Origin of the sequence: Bradyrhizobium sp. WYCCWR 13022 (genome assembly GCF_030435535.1) — a bacterium.
In the GTDB taxonomy this organism is placed as follows: Bacteria; Pseudomonadota; Alphaproteobacteria; order Rhizobiales; family Xanthobacteraceae; genus Bradyrhizobium.
Map to the genome: position 1 here is coordinate 96,438 of NZ_JAUIZJ010000031.1, position 21,467 is coordinate 117,904.

The 21,467-nt window shown below is 59.5% G+C and carries 16 protein-coding genes; 12 read left to right on the plus strand and 4 right to left on the minus strand.

All coding sequences use genetic code 11. From position 1 onward, the window contains the following. Nucleotides 1-25 precede the first annotated feature (25 nt). The 4 genes from QY049_RS33865 (at nucleotide 26) to epsC (ending at nucleotide 4,641) form a co-directional block, all read left to right on the plus strand. On the plus strand, nucleotides 26-1,462 hold the full coding sequence (locus QY049_RS33865; RefSeq protein WP_258762956.1) for a hypothetical protein: 1,437 nt from the start codon (nucleotides 26-28) through the stop codon (nucleotides 1,460-1,462). After that, nucleotides 1,462-2,571 carry an acyltransferase gene (locus QY049_RS33870; protein ID WP_258762957.1) on the plus strand — a complete coding sequence of 370 codons (1,110 nt, stop codon included), beginning with the start codon at nucleotides 1,462-1,464 and terminating at the stop codon, nucleotides 2,569-2,571. Before QY049_RS33865 ends, QY049_RS33870 begins: the two co-directional genes overlap by 1 nt. A 99-nt stretch (nucleotides 2,572-2,670) precedes the next feature. After that, nucleotides 2,671-3,963 (plus strand): lipopolysaccharide biosynthesis protein, encoded by a 1,293-nt coding sequence (locus tag QY049_RS33875; protein ID WP_301270419.1) that lies wholly within the window; start codon nucleotides 2,671-2,673, stop codon nucleotides 3,961-3,963. An 81-nt stretch (nucleotides 3,964-4,044) separates the two neighbouring features. Then, complete coding sequence (gene epsC, locus QY049_RS33880; protein ID WP_301270420.1) at nucleotides 4,045-4,641, plus strand: serine O-acetyltransferase EpsC; 597 nt, start codon at nucleotides 4,045-4,047, stop codon at nucleotides 4,639-4,641. Between the two features lie 25 nt (nucleotides 4,642-4,666). Here the strand turns inward: epsC and QY049_RS33885 are convergent, their stop codons facing one another. Continuing rightward, nucleotides 4,667-5,200 (minus strand): serine O-acetyltransferase, encoded by a 534-nt coding sequence (locus tag QY049_RS33885; protein WP_194477460.1) that lies wholly within the window; start codon nucleotides 5,198-5,200, stop codon nucleotides 4,667-4,669. A gap of 642 nt (nucleotides 5,201-5,842) precedes the next feature. Here QY049_RS33885 and QY049_RS33890 point away from each other — a divergent pair. The 8 genes from QY049_RS33890 to QY049_RS33925 all read left to right on the plus strand — a co-directional run bounded on the left by QY049_RS33890 (nucleotide 5,843) and on the right by QY049_RS33925 (nucleotide 18,412). Then, nucleotides 5,843-9,211, plus strand: coding sequence for an RHS repeat protein (locus QY049_RS33890; RefSeq protein WP_258762960.1), 3,369 nt, complete (start codon nucleotides 5,843-5,845; stop codon nucleotides 9,209-9,211). A 336-nt stretch (nucleotides 9,212-9,547) separates the two neighbouring features. Continuing rightward, nucleotides 9,548-10,684: a glycosyltransferase gene (locus QY049_RS33895; protein ID WP_258762962.1), complete on the plus strand. Its 1,137-nt coding sequence runs from the start codon at nucleotides 9,548-9,550 to the stop codon at nucleotides 10,682-10,684. A gap of 357 nt (nucleotides 10,685-11,041) precedes the next feature. Next, complete coding sequence (locus tag QY049_RS33900; RefSeq protein ID WP_246755604.1) at nucleotides 11,042-12,001, plus strand: polysaccharide biosynthesis/export family protein; 960 nt, start codon at nucleotides 11,042-11,044, stop codon at nucleotides 11,999-12,001. A gap of 231 nt (nucleotides 12,002-12,232) precedes the next feature. Beyond that, the gene (locus QY049_RS33905; protein ID WP_258762965.1) at nucleotides 12,233-13,456 is read left to right on the plus strand and encodes a glycosyltransferase; all 1,224 of its coding nucleotides are present in this window, start codon (nucleotides 12,233-12,235) and stop codon (nucleotides 13,454-13,456) included. A 106-nt stretch (nucleotides 13,457-13,562) separates the two neighbouring features. Continuing rightward, on the plus strand, nucleotides 13,563-14,879 hold the full coding sequence (locus QY049_RS33910; protein ID WP_301270421.1) for a cellulase family glycosylhydrolase: 1,317 nt from the start codon (nucleotides 13,563-13,565) through the stop codon (nucleotides 14,877-14,879). 31 nt (nucleotides 14,880-14,910) lie between these two features. Then, the gene (locus tag QY049_RS33915; RefSeq protein WP_258762967.1) at nucleotides 14,911-16,065 is read left to right on the plus strand and encodes a glycosyltransferase family 4 protein; all 1,155 of its coding nucleotides are present in this window, start codon (nucleotides 14,911-14,913) and stop codon (nucleotides 16,063-16,065) included. A gap of 224 nt (nucleotides 16,066-16,289) precedes the next feature. Continuing rightward, complete coding sequence (locus QY049_RS33920) at nucleotides 16,290-17,222, plus strand: glycosyltransferase family 2 protein (protein ID WP_258762968.1); 933 nt, start codon at nucleotides 16,290-16,292, stop codon at nucleotides 17,220-17,222. A gap of 47 nt (nucleotides 17,223-17,269) precedes the next feature. Then, nucleotides 17,270-18,412, plus strand: a complete 1,143-nt coding sequence (locus QY049_RS33925) for an acyltransferase (protein ID WP_258762969.1) — start codon at nucleotides 17,270-17,272, stop codon at nucleotides 18,410-18,412. Here QY049_RS33925 and QY049_RS33930 read toward each other — a convergent pair. From QY049_RS33930 to QY049_RS33940, 3 genes are read right to left on the minus strand one after another with little or no spacing between them, the layout of a single operon-like run. Then, complete coding sequence (locus tag QY049_RS33930) at nucleotides 18,409-19,482, minus strand: glycosyltransferase family 1 protein (protein ID WP_258762970.1); 1,074 nt, start codon at nucleotides 19,480-19,482, stop codon at nucleotides 18,409-18,411. The two genes, QY049_RS33925 and QY049_RS33930, sit on opposite strands and share 4 nt — an antisense overlap. A 22-nt stretch (nucleotides 19,483-19,504) precedes the next feature. Continuing rightward, nucleotides 19,505-20,242, minus strand: a complete 738-nt coding sequence (locus tag QY049_RS33935; RefSeq protein ID WP_258762971.1) for a bifunctional 2-polyprenyl-6-hydroxyphenol methylase/3-demethylubiquinol 3-O-methyltransferase UbiG — start codon at nucleotides 20,240-20,242, stop codon at nucleotides 19,505-19,507. After that, a complete protein-coding gene (locus QY049_RS33940; protein ID WP_258762972.1) occupies nucleotides 20,239-21,450 on the minus strand; it encodes a glycosyltransferase family 4 protein in 1,212 nt (403 codons plus the stop codon). Before QY049_RS33940 ends, QY049_RS33935 begins: the two co-directional genes overlap by 4 nt. Nucleotides 21,451-21,467 lie beyond the last annotated feature (17 nt).

Sequence of the window (21,467 nt, forward strand, 5' to 3'; positions counted from 1 at the left end):
TGAAGGCCATGCAATCGGCCGTCGGTTGGTTGAGCTCGCCGCGCAGCATGAACAACACCACGTACCACCTGGCGCCCCGGACACTTCTTGTGCCCCAGACATTTCCCTCGTTGAAGACACGAAGTATTTAACGAAAGCCTTCACGATGGATCAACCGACGACGCATCCCGAAGTCCAAAAAGCGACGTCTGCGCTCTGGACGCTTCCGACCCTGGAAGGTCTCGCGGTCATCCTCTATTTCGGGCGCGACGCCTTCGCCGGCGTGGTCCGGTATTACGCAAGCCTTACTCATCTCGACCCGCTGTGGTTCGTCCCGGACGTCTTCGCATTCGCCTGCATCGGCGCCTTCACCTACAGGTACGCCTTCAAGAGAGCGAACGTCCTTGCAATTCTCTTTCTCCTCTATGTGCTGTTTGCCCTGTTCCTGGGCTACGTCTTCCTCGGCGAAGTCAAGGGACTGGCTTCGTCCATCAAGATGATTGCGCCGGCCTTCGTTGGATTCTGCTTCTGCGGCCGCGAGTTCAAGGATCAAAAACTCCTCCTGAGGCTGATCTACTTTCTCTTTTTCGCCTCCATGCTCGGCATCCTCTGGTCTGCCCATACACGCTTGCCCTGGGTCGCCTTTTCGTACGAATCCTTCGGCGCGACACGAACTGCCGCGCGGCTCTGGTGGACCGGCGGCGAAAGCCGCGTCTCCGGGTTCGCCGCCGACAGCACCATGGCGGCCTACTTCGTCCTGATCACCTACGTCTTCACCTCAATTCGAAAAAGCGTGCTGTGGTGCCTGGTGTGGGCCGGACCTGCCTTTTATGCGATCCACCTTTCGACGAACAAGACGGCGATCGGCGTCCTCGCGATCTATCTCGCGGCCCTGATGTTCGTCCGCGCATTCAACGAAAGGCATCGCTTTTCGGCGCTTCGATCGATCACTCTTTGGTCATTTGCGTGCATTCTGATCCCCGGAGCGCTGATGCTGATGTTCAGCGGCACGAACCTCGCGAGTGTCGCAAAGGGCCTCTACAGCCTGCAGGACCGCATCAACAACAGCTGGCAGCTGCCCTTCGTCTACATGAACGACCTCATGCCCCTCGGCTATTTCACGGGCTGCGGATTGGGCTGCTTCAACTACCCCCAGCAGCTGTTTTCGAACAAGGTCAGCTACTACGTGCCCGTGGACAATTTCTACATCGGTACGTATCTGATGTTCGGTCCGGTCTTCGTGCTTTTCATGATCTTCGTCATGCTGGCTGTGGCGAGGACACGGGACATCTACAAGCTCACCGTAGTCTTCGTCATGAACTTCTACACCATTACGGTTCTGGGCTACGGACCCGCCAGTGGCCTCCTGGTCATCACCATGGGCTTCAGCGAGGTGTTCGGCGCGAAACTCAAGTCCCGCCCGTTCAGCGCCGAATCCAATGCGATCGGACGGCAGCCGCTTCTGAGGGCAGCGAGCGGGTGATGAACCTCTCCAGATTGCCCGACGAGCGGGCGGGTCCCGTCACGGCGACATTTCCCGAGGGGGCTCATCGCGCCCGTACGACGCAGTTCGAGCCCTCAATTCAAGGCTTGCGCGGCCTCGCCGCGTTGAGCGTACTGCTCGTCCACCTCTATGACATGCCGATGCTGGCCGGATTCCTTCCGGCCGTGCCATCGTGGCTGAACGCGACCGTGGGAACCTTCGGCCGTGGGGTCGAGGTGTTCTTCATGATCAGCGGCTACCTGATTCCGGCGAGTTTGGTGCGGCACAAGCTGATCTCGAAATTCTTCTACGACCGATGCCTGCGCATCCTGCCGGTGTTCGTCACCTTCCACCTCATCCTGTTCGCCATTGGCCCGCTGGTCGGATACAAATTCTTCAAGGACATCGACGCGCTGAACTATCTGAAGATTTTCTTCGCCAACCTGTTCTTCCTTCCGGACATCCTCAATCTCCCTCTTGGGCAGCAGAACGCCTGGACGCTTACCTATGAGTGGGCCTTCTATATCTGGTTTGCCGTTGCCTTCTATTTCGCTTCGCGCTCGCGGCCAATCACGGCGCTCGTGGTCGTCGCAGGCTGCGCCGCCGTGTTCTATTTCCCCATCACCGCTTATTTCCTGATCGGTCTCGTTCTCGGGGCGATCGAACTGCGCATCAGGGCACAGGGCCTGCCCGGGCTGATATTCAGCGTCGCCTGCCTGGCATTGATGTACGCGATGATGGAGTATGTACATCCGTTCGCAGGGCTGATCCCGGCGTTCTTCCTGTTTTCGACCGTGTTGAACCCGGACTCGGCCATCGCGCAGCTGCTGTCGAAGACTGCGCCGCAATTCGTCGGCAAGATCAGCTACAGCCTCTACCTCGTTCATCCCTTTGCGCTCTATCCGCTCCAGGTCATCGGGAGCAAACTCGTTGCGCATGGATATTCACCGTGGGCGGTTTGGCCGATATTCGTGATCGTCGGCTTGCCCCTCTCATTCGTGGCGTCGACCATTACGTACGAACTGATCGAGGTTCGAATGAGACATGCCGTCGCGGCATTGCTCGGAGACTCCAAGCGAAGATCCCTCGCCGAAGCGCGGAATGACTAGCCGCCCGAATGAAATTCTGGCGGCGGCCCTTCTGCAACGTTCGTCGCTCCCTCACCTTTGACAGGCATTGCACGATATGCTTCGCCTTCGCGATCGCGGATGATGACGGTCCTGACAATGCGTATTCCACGAAAACTGGTTGCCCTGACGAATGTCCTCATTCGATCCGCAACGCTTGGGCTCCGTTTCCTACTCTCGTTCTATGTCATCAAATATCTCGGTTACGACGCGGCCGGCGTCTACGGGCTCACGGTCGGCGTGACGGGCATCACGCCGGCGCTGATCGGTTGGGGGTTGAACTATTTCGTAGCCCGCGAGGTGGTCGGCATGTCTCCGTCCCAGGCAGCCTTGCGGATTCGAAATCGCCTGTTCATCACAATCGTTTCGCTGACATTGGCGACGGTGGCGATGATCCTGTTCTCCTTCTTCACGCAACGAACCAGTGCCCCTCTCTTTGTCTTGATCGCCATCCTAGCCTGGCTCGAGACAATTGCGCTCGACTTGCACCTGCCGTTGATCGGCCTGGGCAAGGCCGTGGAAGCGAACGTTCTCGTGTTCATACGTTCCGCCGCCTGGGTCCCCTTCATCGTTGGTCTCGGCCTGGCCTTCCCGCAATTCCGCTCGATGGAAGCGCTGCTGTCGGCGTGGATCGTCGCCGACGTGCTGGCGCTCGTCCTGCTCGGCGTCATGGCGCGGCAATGGGGTGTGGGAGGGATAATCAGCTCACAAATCGATTTCGGCTGGATCGTCAACCGGCTTCGACGATCCTGGCACATCTATGTCAGCGACGTCAGCCTCGTGGGATTGATGTACCTCGATCGATATATCGTCGGAATTTTCCTGGGGCTGTCTGCAACCGGCATCTACACCTTCTTCTGGTCGCTCAGCAATTCGTTGCAGACGCTGGTCTCTACAGCTGTCGTCCAAACAGCCCTGCCGACCCTGGTGAAAGCCTTCTCGAGTGAAGATCGCCACGCCTGGAAAAATGCAATCACGATCGAGTTCTACAAGGTGATCTCGATTTCCGTCGGAATGGCACTGGTGATTTTCGCGGCGAGCGAAGTCGCGCTGCACTACATGTCGATGCGGGGCCTGAGCGAACATCACGGCCTCTTCCTGCTGCTTCTTGCCGCTTCCGTTCTGCGTGCGTGTTCGGATCTGGGAAACGTCGCAATGCTGAGCACGCAAAAGGATACTTCGTATGCCGCCATCAATATCATCGGGGTCTTTCTCTCGACCGGCATGACCTGTCTCGGCGTCGCTCTTTATGGCCTCTCTGGCGCAGGCGTGGCGATCTTCACCACTGCGGTCATCCTTCTGCTGATGCGGATCTGGCTGCTTGCGGGCCTGCTTCGGCCCACTGCGTCGCCCGACCCCGGTGACCATACCTGACGCCGGTCGAACAGCCTTGCGCTGCAAAGGAAAGACCCTAAGCTTGCCGGCAGCCGGTGCCGCATCGCGGAGCAACTCTCCATGACTCGAACGACGAAAATCGCCGACAAGATCAGGGAAGATCTGGCGCATTACGCCCTGCGGGAACACACCGGCGTCAGCGCCGCCTTTGCCGCGCGCATGTTCCTGCTGACCCCGGGATTTCAGTTTGTGCTGGCTTTGCGCATCCAGGAGGCACTGTTTCGGATTCCGCTCGTCGGAAGGCTCCTGCGCCGCATCGCCTGGTGGGCCTCGTGCCTCCTCTTTGGATCAGAGATCGCGATGGCTGCGAGCGTGGATGGAGGACTTTACGTCCCACATCCGTACGGAATCGTCGTCGGCGCCTGCGACATCGGAAAGCGAGTCACATTGCTGCAACACATCACGATCGGCCGAAGGGACCACACGGATCGAGGACGCCCTCGGATCGATGATGGCGCCTCTTTGATGGCAGGCTGCGTCGTGCTTGGAGATATCACGATCGGCAGCGGAGCAACCATCGGCGCCAACTCCGTCGTCCTGAAGGACGTCCCGCCCGATTGCGTGGCGATCGGCGCTCCGGCCAAAATCCTGCGGCGAGCCGACGCTCCGATCGACGCTAAAGACGAATTGCAGGACGCTAAATCGCAGGTCGCGTAGGATTGCGAGACGCGCGGTGCGGAGTTCAACCGGCCTTGGCCGTTGAATTGTCCGCTCCGACGATCCGCGCGGGAGCTCCCGCCGCGCACGCATGATCGGGAACATCGATAAGAACGACGGAATGGGCCGCAACGACGGCATTACGTCCAATCCTGATCCCACCCAGCACCGTTGCGCCAGTATAGATCACCGCTCCGTCTTCGATCGTAGGGTATGCCGCGACGTCCTGCGAAATGCGGCCAAGCGTCACGCCCTGATAGATCGTCACATCGTTCCCGATCACGCTCCCCTCACCTATGACGACGCCAATCGGATGCGGCAGACATAGCCCGGAACCCAGCCGGGCCGTGACTGCAATGTAACATCCATACGACGTGACCGTCCCTCGCCAAACAAGCCGTGACAAAACTCTGGCGATCTTGCCGCCGCGATTCAGCGACATCGCGAGCCGCGCGCGGATGACCACGCAGAAACCAGGCGATGTGACGAGCGCGATCGCCCCTCCCAGCCAACCCTTGCGCCCGGCATTTCGCGAGAGATCTCGCCTCCAAGTGCTCATTCGTAGCCTCATTCTCCTCGGTCGACGGATGCAACGAGTTCCTGGGCGCTCTTAACACGCCGCGACCGGTCACGAGTACCCTGTAGCATCGTCGTTTGCCATGTTTATAGCGTACTTCGTAACCAATCCACGGCGGGTCCCGCTCTTATCATCTCGAACCAAATCGGCAGAAAGCTCGTCGCGCCCTGAGCCAGCCGGCGAATGACCTGCCTGAGATGACTTGCCAGAATTGAGGGCGCCTCTCACCGGCGACGCTTCGGCGAATACGTTCGCGGGTCCGACCGGAGTGTTCTAAACGACTCGTTAGTAATCGCACTCCTTCGTCCAACGACGATCTCGGCAGCATGGTTCGCGACAAGCTAACAACGTCCATCCATCGACCACGCTGCCACGCAATTCAGCAGAAGCAAACGAATGCACCCGGAAATCTACGGAGGAACTGGTCTTTCGTCGCGCGCTGACGGCGAAGCTGATTACGACAAAGGCAATCATCGCGCTGAAGCTGCGCGCCGCCCCCGAGAGCAACGACAACAGTTCCGGTTTCAAGCACGTGACGACACAAATTTTAGATTGTGCAAGCACGAAATATTCCAACTTGCGTGAGACACACCACGAAACACTCACGTTTGGAATGACGTCACGATGGCAACGTCCAGCAACTCCTCCACCATTCTCTCGGCTCAGGCCTTTGTCGCCTCGATCGCCGTCAACGCTCACTCGGCCTATTCGAGCTCATCCGCCTACGCTTCTTACGGCAACTCGAGCTTGATCCTCGACGACTTGCATTATCTCGGCGTCACCACGATCCGTGACGCGCTCCCTACGGATCCGAGCGCAACCCCCGTGGTCAACGCTCTCGCCGCCGCTGGCGTGAAGTTCGACTTCGTAGTCTCGTCCGATCTGCCGGCGTCCGGCGCAGCCGGAATTGCGCAATTCATCGCATCGCTAGACGGCTTCGTCGCGAAGTATCCGAACAGCATCGTGGCAATCGAGGGGCTCAACGAAGCGAACATCCAGGCCTTCAGCTACCACGGCAGTTCGTCGATGGCCGCTGCAGCCCAGTTTCAGAAGGACCTCTACACCGCGATCAAGGCCGACGCACATCTTGGCGGCGTCTCCGTTTACAATCTGACCCTGGGTCTGAACGACTCGGCCGCCTACGCCAAGCTCGGCGACCTCTCCAAATACTCCGACTATTCGACGTCCCACGCCTATGTCGCAACGTCGACACCCGAGAACTACGGCATTCAGTATGGCGTCGACGTTGCCGCCAGCAGCTCGCCCGGTAACCCCTCCGTCATCACCGAGACCGGCTACACGACGCTTGCGAGCTACACCGGCCTCGGCGTTGACCAGCTCGTGCAAGCCAAGTCGATCCTGAATTCCCTGGTCGATGCCTTCAGGGACGGCGTCAGCAAGACCTACCTGTACGAGCTGCTCGACCACGGCAGCAGTTCCGACCCGGAGGGACATTTCGGCCTGTTCAACGCCGACGGCACCCCGAAGCTGGCGGCGGCGGCGGTTCACAATCTCACGACCATTCTCGCCGACGACGGGAGCGGCGACCGCACGCCGACGGCGCCCCTCGCCTACACGATCGACAACCTGCCGACGAGCGGCAACAGCATGGTCCTCGCCAAGAGCAACGGCGCGTACGAGCTTGTCGTCTGGGCCGAGCCGCAACTCTGGAACGATTCAAAGGACGCGGAAATCTCCAATCCGACGACGCAGGCGAAGGTCCACCTCGGCAGCGTGCACAAGACCGTCACGGTCTACGATCCGCTGAACACCAGCAAGCCAATCGCGACCTACACCAACGTCCAGGATTTTACGCTTCCCATCAGCGACCACCCGCTCATCATCGAGATCGACGCGCCGACTGCATCGACAACCACGCCGGTCGGCGCAACCGACGTTGTCGCCACCTCGGCGGCGGTCGTGGCCGATCTGTCGGACCTCAATGCGGCCGGAACCGTAAAGTCCATCACGCTGACCGACAGCCACGTCCTGACTGTATCGTCGAAGGCGACGATGGATTACATGATCTCGCACTACGCGGGCGTGCTGTCCACGATAAAGGGCGGATATTCGTTCGCCGTGACGACCTCGACCTCCACCTGGAGCCTCACCGAAAACTACGACTCGACCGGCAAGCTCACATCGACCGACCAGACAGCCTACCAGAATGGCCTGACCGCGTACGATCTCGTCACCTTTGCCGACGGCACGACCGCAGCCTCGAACTTTGCCAACGGCGTCAAGACGCAGACCACGGTCACGCACCCCGATGGATCCAAGGACGTCACAGTTTACGGGATCACCGGGAAATCCTACGTAACGATGGTCACGTACACCAACGCATCCGGGGCCGTCGTCGAGAAGACGTATATCGGCGCCGATGGAAGCACGGTCGACGATCGCTTCAATTCTTCCGGTACGCTCGTCTCGGAGACCAGCACCAGCGCGGACGGCTCCTCGAGCACGACGCTGTTCACCAACGGCGTGAAGACGGCGGCCTTCGTCACCAACTCCGATCACAGCAATGACAACTCCTTCTTCAACATCAAGGGCCAGAGCTACGCCTCGGAAGTCCAGCACGTGGATGCAACCGGATCGGTCTCGTCGGTCATCCGCAATTATGCCGACGGAACGCTGGCCTACACCGAGACCCACAACTCGGACGGCACCATCGTCTCGGCAGACTACGACGCGAAAGGCGTGAAGGTCGCGCAGGCAGTCGCGCACACCGACGGAACGAAGGACATCTATGCGCTGAATATCCAGCAGAAGTCCTACGCATCCGAACACAGCCATTTCGACGCCGCGGGCAACCTGACGCTGTTCGAACGCTTTCACGCGGATGGAAGTTACGCCCAAAAGTCCACGATGCTCGGCGGCATCAGCATGACCGACACCTATGACGCGAAGGGCACGCTCGTCAGCGAACTGGTCGCTGGCGCCGATGGCTCAACGTCGACGTCGCTGTTCTCCGGCGGCGTCAAGACGAAGATGTATGTCGCCTATGCCGACCACAGCCAGGATAATTACGCCTACAACGTGACCGGCCAAGCTTACGCCAACATCGTGCAACACGTCAGTGCCGCAGGCCAGCTGACCTCCGTCATCCGTACGCATGCCGACGGCTCCCTGGAATACACCCAGGTCCTCGGTGCGGACGGAACCAAGACCAGCACTCAATATGACGCGCATGGGACGAAGCTCGCTCAGACGATCACCCATTCCGACGGCTCGACGATCAGCGACTCCTTCAACGCCGCCGGTCAGCTCACGCAGGACGTCGTCAGGAACGCCGACGGCTCCTCTTCGACGTCCCTGTTCGTGGACGGCGTGAAAACGAAGATGTACGTCCTGAACGCGGATCACAGTCAGGACAACTATGCTTACGGCGTCGTCGGACAATCATACGTCGATATCGTCCAGCACGCGGACGCTGCAGGAACACTCACGTCGGCTACGCGCACCCATGCCGACGGTACGCTCGACTACACGTTTGCGACCGCCTCCGACGGCACCACGACCGCGACATACTATGACGCGAAGGGCGTCATGGGATCCGAAGTCGTTACGCAGACCAACGGAGCCAGGGACGTCTTCACTTTCCTGTCGACCGGCGTACAGGACAAGGCCTACTCCGCGGCTGGCGTGCTGCAGAAGACGGACCTGCTCAAGACCGACGGCACGCATGTGGAGACCGCAAACGTCGCCGGCGTGACACTTCGGGGCGGGACCGGAAACGACGTGTTTACGTCGGCCGGTTCGACCACCTTCGTGTTTGACCGCGGAAACGACCAGATCCAGAACTTTCACTCGGGAGCGACGGCGGATCACGATGTCATCGAGATTTCCCAGTCGCTGGTTGCGGACTACAGCCATCTGAGCATCACCCAGGCTGGAGCCGACGCGCTGGTTCATCTGGACGACGCTGGATCGATCCTGCTCTCGCACGTCAATGCAGCTCAGCTGACGCACCACAACTTCCTGTTCGTGTGAGCTGACTGCGGCGCAGGCTTCTTCTGCACTTTCGGCGGCGCCCACCCACCGCGAGGCACCGTGAAGCGCCCATATCCGCATTGCGGGCAAAATATGGGCGCCGTCTGCCGCGAGACGACGCACCGTAGCTTGCCCACCCACGAAAATTTCGCCAGGGGCGAGAAAAGCAGATCACGGAAAATCCATCGCGGCCATGAATTGCCACAAATTTCAATTTTGGTTGGGCCTGACAACAAGTGGTTCGCGCTATCGCCTTGCGTGTGAACGCAAATGCGGAATATGGTCGGAACCTGAGTGTTATGTGGATTAGTATGTCTCTATCAAGCCACTTTTCGAATGACGCATGAATTCTCGGGGCTGAGAATAGTCCATGTTGCCGAAACGGTTCGTGGTGGAATCGCGACCTATTTCAACGAACTGCACTCCCTTCAATGCCAGACCTTCGGCCAGGAGAACGTGCATTATCTCGTTCCATCGGATCATAGGGACGATCTGATCGGAATCTCCGACGCGAACATCGTCCCTTTCGATCGCTCGGGCCGCAACTTGGCCAGCCTGATGCGGCTCGCTCTGGAGACGATGCAACAAGTCCGCGCCACTCGACCGGACATCGTGCACGTTCATTCCACGCTTGCTGGCATAATCGTGCGCATCATGTTGATGCTCGTCCGGAAACGGCCCGCGGTGGTCTACTGTCCTCACGGCTGGGCCTTCTCGCGCGACACGTCTTGGTTGAGCAATTATGTCGCAAAGCTGGCGGAATGGTCGCTCGCCAAAGTCACAGACCGGATCATTTGCATATCGAGGAACGAATACGCCGCCGCGCGCGAGGCCGGCATCCCGGAGGAGAAACTCAATCTCGTTCTCAGCGGCATGCGCAATGAGCGCCTGAGTGCCGATCCCAGGACACTGAACTGGAACACGCCGAAGCTGAAGGTGCTTTTCATCGGGCGCCTCGATCGCCAGAAGGGCTATGACTTCCTCATCGAGGCCGCCGAGGAACTCGATAGCACGATCGACGTCCGAATGATCGGATCGGCAGTCGTCAGCGAGGAGGGCGATCACACCCTGCCTCCAAACGTTACACTGCTCGGCTGGCTTGCACGCACGAGCATCGAGGCGCAGCTCAACCTGGCGGACATTGTCGTCATTCCGTCACGTTGGGAGGCATTCGGCTTTGTCGCGATCGAAGCGATGCGGGCGCACAAGCCAATCTTGGCATTTCGCGCAGGAGCCCTGCCTGAAATCGTCGAGAACGGAACCACGGGATTGATTTGCGATCCCGTTGGGCCCCAGGCCCTCGTGATGGGATTGAAAGAAGCTGCGCGAATTGATCTGCCGGCGCTTGGAGAGGCCGGCTATCAGCGTTTCATTTCCATGTTCAGCGTCAATCGAACGCATGAACAGCTGCTCAAGGTTTATGCAAACGTGCTGAGGTTATCCTCGAAACGACTGCCAAAATTGGCGCTCTGATAAGCACGTGGCTCAAAAGCAACAACGCCGGTCGAATCTTCTTGGTCGGGATGACCGAGCGTTGGTCCGTATTCTCGCACCTGCTAAGAAGTATTTGGGCGGGAATTCAGAGTAGGATGCGCTTTGTTACAGTCATTTCTAAGAGTATCACCCGCGCTTCTTGTCTCGACCCTCTGTCTTGCAGGCTGCGGAGGAATCACGCCGCAAGATGCACCCAACAGCGCCGCGATCGTTACCAATGCAGCGCTGACGACGGCACCGAGCCCTCCGCTCCCATACGCCGTGCTTGCCGTCGATCCTGCGATCCTGAAGTGGGCAAATTCCGTCAGCGATCGCGGCGGCGGCTCGTTCAGCAAGTTGCCGGGCGGCAACTACAAGGACATCACGATCGGCGTGGGCGACATCGTCGCTGTAACGATCTTCGAGGCGCAGTCCGGCGGATTGTTCATTCCCCGGGAAGCCAGCGTAAGACCGGGCAACTTCGTTGACGTACCTCGTCAGCAGGTCGATCAGTCCGGAAACATCACAATTCCGTATGCGGGCTCAATCAAGGTCGCCGGGCTCACCGCCCGCGCCGTCGGCGATATCATACGAGAGCGCATCAAGAACCGCGCCATCGATCCGCAGGCCGTCGTCTCGGTCGTCGAACAGCGCGGAAATCAAATCAGCGTCCTCGGCGAAGCCAATGCACCGCTGCGGTTCCCGGTCGATCCAGGCGGCATTCGCGTTCTCGGGGCAATCGCGCGCGCTGGCGGCCCGAAAAATCCTGCATGGGAAACGAAGGTCAGAATCAAGCGCGGAGGCCGAACCTTCGTCGAGTCGATGAGCTCGATCGTCCGGCATCCCGAGGAAGACGCCTTCCTTGCGCCAGGAGACGTCGTCTATCTGTCGCGCGAACCCCGGATTTTCATGGTGTTCGGCTCGACACCGTCGCCCGGCTCCATCGGCGGAACGAACAATCGCAGGTTCACGTTCGAAAACGACACGATGACCCTCGCCGAAGCGATCGCAAAGGCGGGCGGCCTGGATGGAACCCGGGCAAACTCACCGTCGGTTTACGTCTTGCGGCTTGAGCCCAAAAACCTCCTGAAGTCGGCAGGCATCGATGTCGAGCGCTTCAAGGGCGAACTGGTGCCGACCGTGTACAATTTCGACTGGAGCAAGCCGGACGGAATGTTCTTTGCCGACTCGTTCCAGATCCGGGACCATGACGCCATCGTCGTATCGGAATCTCCGAGCACCGAGTTGCTCAAATTCTTCAGTCTGATGATCGCCGGAACCGATACGGCCGTGAACATCCAGACACTGACGCGATAACCGCGGTTCACACTGGATGAAACCGGCACGCAGCGCTGCAATTTGCAGCGCTGCCCATCACTGCAACATCTCTTGAGTTGTTCGCGGCCCTCGCTGCAGCGGTTTCGTTTTGACTTGGATGTATGCCGGGTATTTGGCCTGGATACTGCAAGATGGCTGGCGCGCGTCATAAAAACGCGCCGTGTCAGCGGCTAAACGAGCCAGATTCCTGGTCATTTGGAGCTTGAGAGTATGCGCATTTTGGTCGTCTCGGCCATGTTCCCTCCGAACGTGCTCGGCGGTGCTGAAATTTCCGCATTCAACCTCTCATCCTGGCTCCAGAAGCAGGGACATGAAATCGGCGTACTCACGGCAGCAAAATCGCCTTCGGAGGAGAAGTTCGGCGAGATCGTCGACGGCATGAAAATCTGGAGCATCTACATGCCGCGCCCATACCCGATCTTCGCGCAAGGCGCGGTCGAGCAAAAATATCTCAAACCCATCTGGCATCTGCAGGACCACCTCGATCCGCGCAACCGAAGCACGGTCGCCAAGGTCCTCGAGGAATTCAGACCTGATTTCTGCAACGTGCATTATCTCACCGGGATCGGCCACAATGTGCTTTCCGAACTCGGCAAGCGCGACATTCCCGTGATGTACGTGATGCCTGACCTCGCGCTGTCCTGCGTGCGCCTGACCATGTTTCGCGACGGAAAGACCTGCGAACGACAATGTTCGCCGTGCAAGGCATCGGCGGCCTTCAAGCGCAGCGACTTCCGCTCGGTTCGACGTATCGGGTTTTGCGCGCCGTCGCGCGCAAATCTGGAACGCAATGCCCGCTTCCAGGCGCTCGACGCCTATCCGACCGCTCATATCCTGAACGCGAACAAGTATCCGGCGCCGTCGGTGACGAGGACGGCATCCGCCACGGTGCGCTTCATCTACGTTGGGCGTCTCCACGCGGCCAAGGGCGTCGACATGCTGATACAGGCCGCCGATATGATTCACGATCTGGATTATTCTCTCACGATCGTCGGCGGCGGCGCGGAGGAGGAAACTTTACGGCAGAAATACGGTCATCGCCCGCGCATCGAATTCACGGGACACGTGCCGCTCCAGGAGGCGATCAATCGCATCGCCGGCAGCGACGTCCTCTGCATTCCGTCCATATGGCTGGAAAATTCTCCCGGCGTCGTCATCCAGGCACTCGGCATGGGCGTCCCCGTCATTGGCAGCGAGGTCGGAGGCATCCCCGAGCTGGTTCAACACGACGAGACGGGCCTGCTCGTCGCGCCGGGAGACATCGCTGCATGGAGCAGCGCCCTCAAGCTGCTGGTCGTGGACCGCGAGCGCCTCAACAAGTTTCAGCGCAACGCGACGAGCCGCGCCAATGAATTCGACCAGGATTTCATCGGCAAGCGCTATGCCGCATTCATGGATCGGATCGTGAATTTTGGCGGCCGACCGGCGCAGTGACGTGGAAGCGACATCTCAAATGACATTTCGGACCACCTGCGTCGCAAAGTTCATTGCGGCGACCTTGGCGATCATGAGCCTCGTTCCCCTCCTTACACGACCAGTGATGGCAGAGACGAAGATGGTCGTTTTTGCCCATCGGGATGCACCTGCGACGACACCCAGACCAATCTATGGTGCCAATATCCACTATGGCTTGCGACGCACGCTCGGCTACAACTCGGTTGCCCAGGGCATCAAGCAGCTGAACGACATCGGCGCGGTCTCTTTCCGCGACTATCTGCCCTGGCAATCGTTCGATTTCGGGACGGGAGCTCCGTCTCTCGTCTACTCCGAGCGATTGATGAGCTTTCTTCCACAGGCGCGGTTCAAGCCGCTCCTCAACCTCGGTGGCGCCAACAGTCAGGTTCCGGGCGGCGTGCCTCCCGTCTCCGAAGAAGGCCTGCAATATTTCGATCGCTATCTTGCGGCGGTCGTCGACGCCACAAGACAGTACGACCCGATCTACGAAATATGGAACGAATGGAATATGTACATCGGCACGGGACCTCGCATGCCGCGCTTGCAGGGCGCCGGCGAGGCGAGTGATCCGCGAGCCGCGGTTCATTATGCGCGCATTGCGCGAGCCGCAGTCGATACGATCAAGAAGGCAAACCCTCATGCAACCGTGATCGTGGGTGCCGTTGGCGACGACACGGACTGGGTATGGGCACAAGCCATCACGCGGTATGGCGCGCTCGATCACGCCGACGGCCTATCGGTTCACCTCTACAACCAATGCGCGAGACTGGTATCCGATCGAACGGCCAAGGAGATGATCGTTCGCCTGGAAAAGCTGCAGAACGCGCTCAAAACGATCAGAAATGGTCAGCAGACTCCCATTTATGTCACCGAGTTCGGCTGGCCGACCTCGCAAGGCAATTGCGGCATGCCGCTGGATGTTTCCGCTTACAATTTCGCCCACTTCGTCCTGCAGAGCGCCACGTTGCCATGGCTCAAGGGAGCGTGGATGCACGAACTGAAGAATATCGGGCCGGATCCGGTGGATCGCGAAAACAACTATGGCCTTTTCACATTCGACGATCAGCCGAAGCCCGCCGCCTGCTTCATGCGCGAGGCCGTAGACCTGGTCAAATCGGCCAAGCTGCTGGAATTGCGCGAGCCGTTCCCTGATGTCTTCGTGCTACGGGCCATCACGGCGAGGGGACAAACAGTCGCGCTCTGGACGTCAGGCCCCTTCAAGCGCGCGAATTACAGGTTCGACGTCCCGGCGACACACGCCCGCATGATGTGCGGCGACACAATACTGACAAGCCAGCCTGCCAGTCTGGGAGCGCAGCCCGTCGTCTACGAATTTGACCAAGGCGCTCAAATCACCGTAGCCGTGGATACGGGAGCACTGCCCGCTCCAGGGACGAAATGAAGCGCGTGACCGAGCCCTGAAGCGAGTTCCGATGCTGTTGTACTGCAAGACACTGATCTCAGAGCTGCGCAAGAAGAAGCGCGGCGCAGCTCGACTGTGGTTCATCGGACCGATGCCACCTCCCCTGCACGGGCAATCCGTCTACAACACGGCGCTGTTGGAATTCTTGCGCCCCTATCGCGTGCCGACGTGCCTGCCGCTGGGCGGAACCAGATCAGAGAAAATTGCAGGCGCGCTGCTGCTGCCGTTGATCATACTGCTCTTCGCCCGGCGCGAAGACGACGTCTATACATCGCCGCCCGGCCAGGGTGGCGTCTGGGCATTTCTGCTCACGATCGCAGCACTGCGCCTTCGCCATCTCGACCACTACGTACACCACCATTCCTTTCGGCCGATCAATCAGTCTCCGGCGCTGTCCGCACGGCTGCTGGCGGGCGTAGGCAGCAAGTACCAGCACCATATTTTCCTATCGGAGGGAATGAGAGAACGATATGCGGCGCTTTATCTGAGCGGCCCGCAACAATCTCAGAGCCTGGTGCTCCCCAATTCCTTCCTGTTTTACGAGCCCTTAGACCGTATGCCCGAACGCTCGGGGCCGGTCACGCTGGGACACCTGAGCGTGATCACACGCGAGAAGGGCATTGTCTACCTGATGGAGCTTGCCGATCGGATGTTTCAGGTTCGAAGCGATTTCCGTTTGGTGCTGGCTGGTCCGGTTCGTGACCCTTCCCTGAAGGACGAGATTCTCGCATTTTGCGCGCGGCACCCCGACAAGGCTGCATATCTGGGGCCGGTTTACGGCCCGGACAAAGCAGCCTTCTATCGCTCCATCGACATCTTCGTTCTTCCATCGCGTCTGCTCGACGAGGCCGACCCTCTCGTCTTGCTCGAATCCTACAGCAGCGGCTGCGACGTCGTGGCTTCGAGCACCGGCTGCATTCCCGAGCGGATTCGTTCGGGAGACAGGCTCCTGTCCTTCGTTCCGAACGACGACTGCGCCCTGATGGGTCGCATCATCGATCAATGCAACGTGGACAGAGGAGACGTTTCCTCGATGTGCGTGACGCACGCCCGGCGCCTTTATGCGGACGCGCGACAGGCAGCCGTCCGATTCTTTGGAGCATTGTCGATCTCGATTCCGGTCAACGCTTTCCCCGACAGATCCGACAAAGCTCAAAAGTTGTGATCATGTCCCGCGCCCGCCCAATTTGTCCGACGCCGCCGACATGGCACATGCGCGCCAAACCGAAAGGCGATCGTGCAAGAACGATCTGCATCAAATTCATGCAGAAGATGACACTAAAAGAGACGCCTCGCGACGGCGTTTGTTGCATGGTGTTCCAGGGAATTATGATATGAGCCGTGACCTGAAGCCATGGAAGGCAGAGCACTGATGACCGGCATCGCAATTTGCCGGAACGTCAGCATGATGTGCCCATCCACTCTGGATTGTTCCGCCTGGATCGACGATTTGCCACAGTTCTCACGCCGCAGGATTTTCGCTCTATGAGCTGCCCGAGTAAGCTCCAGGCGGTCATCGTCAACTTCAGAACTCCCCAACTGACCATCCGCTGCATACAGTCGATGCTGGAGCATCGCGTGGTGGATCGGGATGGCGTGCTTGTCGTCGACAATTGTTCCGGAGACAATTCGCTCGAGGAAATTCGCAAGGCTCTACCCGACATCAGGACGATCGCCGCCGACCGCAACGGCGGGTTTGGCGCCGGCGTCAATCTGGGCGTGGCGAAGACGACTGCCGACTATCTTCTGATCCTCAACCCGGACACTTACTTCGAATTCAACAGCGTCGCGGCCGTCGTCGACTACATGGAGCGGCATCCCGAAACCGCGCTGGTCGGGATGGACCTCGTCAATCCCGACGGCAGCCGGCAGTATTCGGCTCGCCGCTTCTACTCGGTGTTCGACGTCCTCGCCCGGCGCGTGGACTGGATCGGGTCGATGGTGCCGCAACGTGGCAAGAAGCATCTGATGATGGACGCCTGGGACACCGGGGAGCCGTTCGACGCGGAATGGGTCATGGGCACCGGGTTTGTCGTCCGACGCTCCGCATTCGAGCAAATCGAGGGAATGGACGAGAGCTATTTCCTGTACATGGAGGATGTTGATCTCTGTGCCCGCCTCTGGCGCGCGGGACACAAGATCAAGGGCATGCCGGGAGCCAAGCTGGTGCATGACCATCAGCGGTCAAGCGCCGCCGGTCCTCTTACGTTTGCCGGCCGGACGCACATTCACAGCCTACTTCTTTTCAGGTCGCGATTTTCGGTTCCGCTATTCCGGCCACCGGGCGTCGGCAAAATCGTCAAGCGAAAGGCTCAGCATTGAGTGGTCGGCCTCTTCACGCCGCCATTTGACCGGGGAAGCGATCCTTCATGACGTCACAACTTCCGCAGAAAGAAGCTCCGGTGCCGCGACAGGGACAGCTTTTGCAGCTGAACTGGATCCGGGCCGTCGCGGCGCTGCTCGTGGTCGCCTACCACTGCGAAGTGACCATGATCTTGCCGAAATACTTCGGCGTCAGCACGTTTCCGTTGTTCAAGGCCGGCCATTCGGGCGTTCAGCTGTTCTTTGTTCTGAGCGGCTTCGTCATCTACCTGGCGCATCATCGCGACTCCGAAGGCAACGGGAGCATGGTCGCCCGCTTCTTGATGAAGCGATTCCGTCGCATCTATCCATCGCTTTGGATCGTGCTCGTTCCCCTGATCGTCCTGTCATTTCTCGGCTTTGCGACGAGGGTGCCGGACAGCGCCGACGTCGTCTTGTCGCTCCTGATCTTGCCGGTGAAGGAAGAGGTGATCCTGGCTACGGAGTGGACGCTTCGCCACGAAATCCTCTTTTACGCCCTGTTCGCGTGCTTTCTCTGGAACAGGAAGATCGGGTTCTGGCTTCTGGTGACATGGGGCTTCATCGGCCTCCCCCTCGCCCTGTTCGGCGACAAGGGCTGGCTGATCGACTTCATCTTCAACAACAATCACGTGCTGTTTCTATGCGGGGTCGGCATCGCATGGCTCTACATACGTGGACATTCTGCCGGTGGCCCCTACTTTCTCCTCGCAGGGCTGATCGTTTTCGCTGTCACCTTCTACTTCGCGATGTCGAAACAGATTCCTCCAAACGGCGAACTCCTCTTATTTGGGCTCGGCGCAGCAGGAATTATCCACGGCGCGTGCTCCATGCCGTCCCTCAACCGGAAAATCGCTCCGTTGGAGGAGGCCGGGGCCGCGTCGTACGCGCTCTATCTCATTCATTATCCGCTGATCTCGCTGCTTGCGAAGATCGCGGTCAAGCTCAACGCAACGATCGCGGCGCCGCGCGCTCTGTATTTTGTGACCATCATCGCGATCTGTCAGATGGCGGCCATCGTTTTCCATCGCCTGATTGAAGCCCCTCTGATGAAGGCCGCCTGGATGCAGCGGCTGTTCCTCTCCACCGGGACCACGACGATCGCGTCGGGCCTTCAAGGCGCATCTCGGGATATTGCCGACCGTAACGTGCCAGCGCCCTCGTCGGACTAGATCGAGTTGACCATCGCCAGCGCGGAAGAGATCCACGTATACCGCGATCTCTGCGTTGCCTGACGCATGATTTCGGCGTCAGACAGCGCTCCCTTCCCGATCCGCTCCCGCATCAGACGAGCCAGATTTTCGGGATCAGTCGGGCTGCAATACTCGGCCGCATCTCCGCATACCTCGCGCAACACCGCGATATCCGACACGATCACGGGACACCCGAACACCATGGCCTCCAGCGGAGGCACGCCAAACCCCTCGTACAGGCTTGGGAAGATCAGCGCGGTTGCATGGCGATACAAGGCCGCCATGGACGCGTCCGAGATATGCCCCGCGGGGATCACACGATCATCGCCAGTTGCATCGCTGCGACCGAAAACCCGCTCGTTGGCGGCGCCCACGATCACCAGGGGGTAATCGCTGGGGAGAGATCTTATAGCCCGGGTGACGAGGTCGATGTTCTTGTTTCGCTTGTTGGAGCCGATCGCCAGAAAATATCGACCCGGCACCAGGTTGAGCCTCCGCAAGATCGCATCGTCAACCGGAATGCCTGCAAGATGCTCGGCGCTGTTCGAGCAAACGGCGATGTCGCGGGCCGGAATCTTCAGGACTTCGGAGAGCTCCCGTTGCGAGAAATGCGACACCGTCATGATGCGCGCGGTGCTGGCGTAAAGCCATCCGAGACAACGGTGAAATTGCCCATAGCTGCGGCTGAAGAACTCGGGATGCCGAAAGACCTGCGCGTCGTGAAGCACGATATGATGCCGACGATGCAGCACGGGCCCGGAATTGGCGAGGCTGATGAGCGTGCCGCTCCGCGCGGCCGAAGCCAGATCGATCTGGTCCCAGGCGTGCCCCGTCCGCTTTCCGATCTTCGCGATGCGGATGTGCTTCAGCGAAAGGCGATCCTCCGCATTCGGCGGCGCAAGGAGCGTCCAGGTCGCACCAGCGAGGCGCTCAGGCAATTGCTGCCGGTCAATCAGTTGATCGATCGCCTTGACAATCTCCGCGGCAAATCGCTGGACACCGCTGACGGGCTGCGACAGAAAGCGACCGTTTATGAAAACATCAGGCATGCGGGTTGCGGCTTCGCAGGGTCTACGGCAGCTTCGAGCGGCTCAGAACCATGAGAGACCATCCGCCGACGAGCCGGACCGTGGCGTCGGGGGCAGCGAGAAACGCCAGGCGTCGCGGCCATGCAGCCAACCGCTTCTTCCAGGTCTTGTACGACTGATCGATCGCCCAGGCTGTGTAGAAAGAGTCGATCGTCTCCAGGCCCGATTCCGCAATCAGGGACAGCGCGCTGTCCCGCGAGAAATAGTGGATATGCCCCAGCGTGCGACGGGCAGCCGGCAGCACCCAGCCGCGGCCGACTGCTAGGGCGCTCATGTCGAGCGGCACATGGATGACTTGCCAACGCGACATCCTTCCCATCGCCCGGAGGAATTCGAAGGGATTCTCGACATGTTCCGCCACGTCGATCGCCATCGCCAGATCGAATTGCTTGCCGCTCTGAAACGCATCCTCCATGCTGAAGCCCAGATTGTCCGACGCTCGTTTGAGGGACAGTTCGTGAGCGTAGGGCGAGACCTCAAAGCCTTCGAATCTCGATTGCGGATATTGCCTGGACAGGATTTCGACGATGGCACCCGTCCCGCAGCCGATGTCGGCGAGCGTCCGCCACTGGAGGCGGTTGCGATCGAGAATCGTGCGGATATGCGCGGCCTTCCACGGCGCATCTTCCTCGTGCCAATCCGGATTGTCGACGGCGTAGTCGTCCTGTCTGTACCGGCTCGTTGCGTCGGGGGCCGGCTGTTCCATCGAGGAAGAATTCATGCAGGCTGCGCCCTCACGCTCTCGTAGAAGGCAACGACCCGCCGCCCCAAAGTGTCCTGATTGAACTCTTGCATGGCCGCGCCGGCGCTGTCCTTGTACGCCTCGAGGCGCTCCGGATGATCGAGAACGCTTTCGATCGCCGCACCCCAGGCTCTTACATCGCCAGCCTCCACAAGGATACCATTTTTCTCGTGCATCACGAGTTCAGGTATTCCGCCGGCGTTGCTTCCCATGACGGGAAGGCCCTGTCCGAGCGCTTCGATGATCACTCCTGGCGAGTTTTCGAACCATATGGACGGCACGAAAAGGAGGTCGCTTTGAGCCATGCGATTGGCGACTTCCTGCACCGACACATGCCCTGCGAATTCGATCCAGCGATGATGGCCAAAGCGCCGCTTGAGATCGTCTTCGCTGGGGCCCGTGCCCACCAGCGTCAGCATGAACTCGTGGCGTGCCGACAACGGCTCGAGGGCCTTAAGGAGAACGTACAGCCCTTTCGATTCATGCAGACGTCCGACATACAGGAAACGGACAGTCTTCGATGCACCTTTCTCGACGGTCGGGTGCGGTGATTTATTGGGATTGAGGATATGAGCCTGAGGCCAGGCCTGAATCGGTTGAAACGCCGCCAGCCTGCGAAGAATCGCGAGCGAAGGCGACACGAATCCCAGCCGCGGGACCGAGCGGAGAAAGGCGAGCTTCGCTCTCGACGAAAACGCGCAAGGTGGGCATAGGCGCTCGCACTCCCGGCCGGACTTGAACATCGCCATCTTCACGCAAGCGAGGCTGAGGTCGTGAAGCGTCAAGACGACGGGAATGTTGCGGGCACCGATCACGCGAAGGGTATTCCAGCCGATGCCCTGCAGGACGTGAATGTTGACGACGTCGGGAACAAATTCGTCGAGGACCTGACGCATGACCCGGTCGTTGCGAGGATCAAAATGGTCTTGAAGATGCCAGATTGATTTCTGTAAACCGGCTTTTTGTGCAGCTTCAAACACCTGATACGGCCGAGGCATGTGAATGCGCCAGACTTTGAGTCCGTCAACGATCGTCCCCCTCACCTCGTCCGTCGGGGACGGTGACGTGGTCAGGATGGCGACCTCATGACCGTTCGCATGGAGCCATGCAGCCAGATTGCGCGCGGAAAGTTCAGCTCCACCCTGGATAAAGGGCGGAAAGAAAGCTGAAACGATGAGAATTCGCATCTACGTTCGTTACCTGA